Origin of the sequence: Neisseria sp. HMSC056A03 (assembly GCF_001815685.1) — a bacterium.
Lineage (GTDB): Bacteria > Pseudomonadota > Gammaproteobacteria > Burkholderiales > Neisseriaceae > Neisseria > Neisseria subflava.
In genome coordinates, this window is sequence record NZ_KV821616.1 from 1 (window position 1) to 5,260 (window position 5,260).

The window sequence follows — 5,260 nt, forward strand, 5'->3', positions numbered from 1 at the left end:
CAAACAACATACCCGTACCGATGCGGAAGGTTGGTTGGGACATGAAGTTACCCACCTGACCGTATGCGAATACCTCAAACCATTGTTTGCAGACGGCATCGATACGCTGGTGTTGGGCTGCACGCACTTTCCTTTGCTCAAGCCCTTAATCGGTAGGGAGGCGGGTAATGTCGCGTTGGTTGATTCTGCAATTACGATGGCTGAAGAAACAGCACGCGTCCTTGCGCAGGAGGGATTACTCAATACTGACAACAATAATCCCGACTATCGTTTTTATGTCAGCGATATTCCTTTGAAATTCAGAATAATAGGCGAACGTTTCCTGGGTAGGACGATGGAGCAGATTGAAATGGTGTCTTTGGGTTAGGCAAAGTTTGCTCAAACACCCGCATATCTGGAGTAAGGATGTGCGGGTGTTTTTTGTGAAGATACGTCAGAAAATGTTTGCAAATTACATTTTAAGTTAATAGAATATAAACTATTATCATTTTTAAAAAAGTTGATATGAAAAATTCACTTATTGCCCAAGCAGCCGGTATCCTGCCTGTGCTGCTGCTTTCTGCCTGCGCGGGCGGCGGCAGTTTCGATTTGGACAGCGTGGAAACGAAACAGCACAACCCGCAGTCCGAAGCACCGAAATACCAAGACGAACAGACTGAAAAACCGGCAAAACCCGATGAAGCGCAGGCGGCGGAAAACGACCGTCCGGCTTACGGTTTTGCAGCCAAAATACCGCGCCGTAATGTCCATTTCAACGTGAAACAGGGGCATCAGCCGCTGTCGGATGCGGATTGGGTGAAATTGGCGGCGGGTGAACCGGATAAGTTTCCCCAAAAGGATGACATTTTTGCGATGGATAAGGGTACGCTGAACGAATCCATCACAACGGGCGACGGTAAAAGCCGCGTGGAAGGATACACGAAATTCAAGTATGTCCGCTCGGGCTATATCTACCGCAACGGTGCCAATAAAATCGATCCCAAAAACAATATCGCCCTTTTCGGTCCGGGCGGCTACCTTTTCTACAAAGGCAGCAATCCTTCCCAAGCTCTGCCGACGGGCAAGGCGATTTACAAAGGTACTTGGGATTATGTAACCGATGCCAAGGAAAAACAGAAGTTTCCCCAGTTGGGTAGTCCGCCAGCGGGGGATAGGTACGGGGCTTTGTCTGCCGAGGAAGCGGATGTGTTGCGCAATGAAAGCGAGGCACCGAAAGGTCAGACCGATTTCGGGCTGACCAGCGAGTTTGAGGTGGATTTCGCCGCCAAGACCATGACCGGCGCGCTCTACCGCAATAACCGGATTACCCATAACGAAACCGAAAATAAAACCAAACAAATTAAACGGTACGACATTCAGGCTAACCTGCACGGCAACCGCTTCAAAGGTAAGGCGTTGGCTGCGGATAAAGATACTGGGAACGGTCATCCCTTCGTTTCTGATTCTGACAGTCTGGAAGGTGGTTTCTACGGGCCTCAGGGTGACGAGTTGGGCGGTAAGTTTTTGGCAAACGATAAGAAAGTGCTTGCCGTATTCAGTGCGAAACAGAAAGACGATGCAGAAAAACCATTGGCTGAAACCTTTATGGACGCTTACCGCATCGGTGCGGATTTTGTGAAAAAACAGATAGACAGCTTCGGCAACGTGGCCAAACTGCTGATTGACGGCGTGGAGCTTGCGCTTGTGCCGTCCGAAGGCACTCAGACGGCATTCCAGCATGTATTTGAGAAAGACGGCGTGAAGGTGTCGGCATGTTGCTCCAATTTGGATTATCTGCATTTCGGGGTGTTGGAACACGGCGATTCGCACGATATGTTCCTGCAGGGCAGCCGTACGCCGGTTTCCGATATGCCTGTAACGGCGGGAGAGGCGGTATATCGCGGTACATGGTCGGGTACTATTGTTAATGGTACGAGCTGGAGTGCCGAACCTTCCAATAAGGAAGGCGGTAACCGGGCGGAGTTTAAAGTTAATTTTGCCGAGAAAACCCTCAACGGTATGCTGACGGCGAAAGACCGCATTGCCCCCGTATTCACCATCACTGCCACGATTCAGGGTAATGGTTTTTCAGGTGTGGCGAAAACCGGTGAAAACGGCTTTGCATTAGATCCGAAAAATACCATCGATCCGAAACGGACGAATATCCGTGCAGATGTGTCCGGCGGCTTCTACGGCAAAAACGCCATTGAGATGGGCGGATCGTTCTCCGGAAATACATTGGAGGGAGAAAGCGGCAAGGCGGCAGTGGTATTCGGTACGAAACGCCAACAGCTTGTCCGGTAAACTGGGCTGCCGGTTGACAGAGGAAAGTTCTTCAGACGGCATATCGGCTTTAAATGCCGTCTGAAGGCAGTAAGTAGAGAAATGATATGAAACAGCAACATTTGTTCCGATTAAATATTTTATGCCTGTCGCTGATGACTGCGCTGCCTGCTTATGCGGATGTTTTACCGTCCGGACAAGTGATGGAAAAGCAGCTCGATACCGTGCAGGTCAATGCGAAAAAACAGAAAACCCGCCGTGATAACGAAGTAACCGGGCTGGGCAAGCTGGTCAAATCTTCCGAGACGCTAAGTAAAGAACAGGTTTTGAATATCCGAGACCTGACCCGTTACGATCCGGGTATTGCCGTGGTCGAACAGGGTCGGGGCGCAAGTTCCGGCTATTCAATACGCGGCATGGATAAAAACCGTGTTTCCTTAACGGTAGACGGCGTTTCGCAAATACAGTCCTACACCGCGCAGGCGGCATTGGGTGGGACGAGGACGGCGGGCAGCAGCGGCGCAATCAATGAAATTGAGTATGAAAACGTTAAGGCCGTTGAAATCAGCAAGGGTTCGAATTCATCAGAATACGGAAACGGCGCATTGGCAGGTTCGGTCGCATTTCAAACCAAAACCGCAGCCGACATTATCGGAGAGGGAAAACAGTGGGGCATTCAGAGTAAAACTGCCTATTCTGGAAAAGACCATGCCCTGACACAGTCCCTTGCGCTTGCAGGACGTAGCGGCGGCGCGGAAGCCCTCCTTATTTATACTAAACGGCGGGGGCAGGAAATCCATGCGCATAAAGATGCTGGTAAAGGTGTGCAGAGTTTCAACCGGCTGATACCGGTCGAGGATACCCATCCGTACGCAAATTTCATTGTCGAAGAGGAATGTTCCAATGGATATGCGGCCTGTAAAGACAATGCGAAAAAAGATGCTTTGGCCAAAGATGAGCGCAAAACCGTCAGCACGCAGGATTATACCGGCCCCAGCCGCTTCCTTGCGGACCCGCTTGAGTATGGCAGCCAATCATGGCTGTTCCGACCGGGGTGGCATTTGGACAACCGCCATTATGTCGGAGCCGTTCTTGAACGTACGCAGCAGACCTTTGATACACGGGATATGACTGTTCCTGCCTATTTTACCGAGGCCGATCTGAATGAAAGTGTCCGGAGAAACGGTACGCCGAGCGGCTTTGGCAAATATTCGGGCAATAATAAGGCCGAAAGGCTGTTTGTTCAGGGAGAGGGCGGTACATTGCAGGGTATCGGTTACGGTACCGGCGTGTTTTATGATGAACGCCATACTAAAAACCGGTACGGGGTCGAATATGTTTACCATAATGCTGACAAGGATACCTGGGCCGATTACGCCCGACTTTCTTATGACCGGCAAGGTATAGATTTGGACAACCGTTTGCAGCAGACGCATTGCTCTCACGACGGTTCGGATAAAAATTGCCGTCCCGACGGCAATAAACCGTATTCCTTCTATAAATCCGACCGGATGATTTATGAAGAAAGCCGAAACCTGTTCCAAGCAGTATTTAAAAAGGCATTTGATACGGCCAAAATTCGTCACAATTTGAGTATCAATCTAGGGTACGACCGCTTTAAGTCGCAATTGTCCCACAGCGATTATTATCTTCAAAACGCAGTTCAGGCATATGGATCGAAAATCCCGGAAGGGGCGCAGTCACCCAACGGAAGCCAAGGCAAACCGTATTGGGTGTCTATCGGCAAGACCACGGTCAATACATCGCCAATATGCCGCTTCGGCAATAACACCTATACAGACTGCACACCGAGGAATATCGGCGGCAACGGTTATTATGCAGCCGTTCAAGACAATGTTCGTTTGGGCAGGTGGGCGGATGTCGGAGCAGGCATACGTTACGATTACCGCAGTACGCATTCGGAAGATAAGAGTGTCTCTACCGGCACTCACCGCAACCTTTCTTGGAACGCAGGCGTAGTCCTCAAGCCTTTCACCTGGATGGATTTGACTTATCGCGCTTCTACGGGCTTCCGTCTGCCGTCGTTTGCCGAAATGTACGGCTGGAGAGCCGGGGAGTCTTTGAAAACGTTGGATCTGAAACCGGAAAAATCCTTTAATAGAGAGACAGGTATTGTATTTAAAGGGGACTTCGGCAATTTGGAAGCCAGCTATTTCAACAATGCTTATCGCGACCTGATTGCATTCGGTTATGAAACCCGAACTCAAAACGGGCAAACTTCGGCTTCTGGCGACCCCGGATACCGAAATGCTCAAAATGCACGGATAGCCGGTATCAATATTTTGGGTAAAATCGATTGGCACGGTGTATGGGGCAGGTTGCCGGACGGGTTGTATTCCACGCTTGCCTATAACCGTATCAAGGTCAAAGATGCCGATATACGCGCCGACAGGACGTTTGTAACTTCATATCTCTTTGATGCCGTCCAACCTTCACGATATGTATTGGGTTTGGGTTACGACCATCCTGACGGAATATGGGGCATCAATACGATGTTTACTTATTCCAAGGCAAAATCTGTTGACGAACTGCTAGGCAGCCAGGCGCTGTTGAACGGTAATGCCAATGCTAAAAAAGCAGCATCACGGCGGACGCGGCCTTGGCATGTTACGGATGTTTTCGGATATTACAATATCAAGAAACACCTGACCCTGCGCGCAGGCGTGTATAACCTCTTCAACTACCGGTATACCACTTGGGAGTCTGTAAGGCAGACTGCCGAAGGAGCGGTCAATAGGCACAATAATGTCGGTAGGTATAACCGCTACGCCGCACCGGGACGAAATTACACCCTGACTTTGGAGATGAAGTTTTAACCTAAGCAACCGTGCATCAAGGCAATAGGAGACCTTTGCAAAATTCCCCGAAATCCCCTAAATTCCCACCAAAACATTTAGGGGATTTTCCATGAGCACCTTACTTCCAGCAAACCGCACAAGCCATGATCGCCAAACACATCGACCGCTTCCCACTATTG

At 49.9% G+C, this 5,260-nt stretch carries 2 protein-coding genes and 1 pseudogene; all 3 read left to right on the top strand.

The features are described from left to right. Positions 1-367 (top strand): annotated as a pseudogene (locus HMPREF3052_RS03805) (aspartate/glutamate racemase family protein); the annotation flags it as partial. Positions 368-504: 137 nt separating this feature from the next. Then, positions 505-2,283 (top strand): transferrin-binding protein-like solute binding protein, encoded by a 1,779-nt coding sequence (locus HMPREF3052_RS03810; RefSeq protein WP_070748638.1) that lies wholly within the window; start codon positions 505-507, stop codon positions 2,281-2,283. A gap of 86 nt (positions 2,284-2,369) precedes the next feature. Next, positions 2,370-5,099: a lactoferrin/transferrin family TonB-dependent receptor gene (locus tag HMPREF3052_RS03815; RefSeq protein WP_070748640.1), complete on the top strand. Its 2,730-nt coding sequence runs from the start codon at positions 2,370-2,372 to the stop codon at positions 5,097-5,099. The last annotated feature ends 161 nt before the right edge of the window (positions 5,100-5,260 follow it).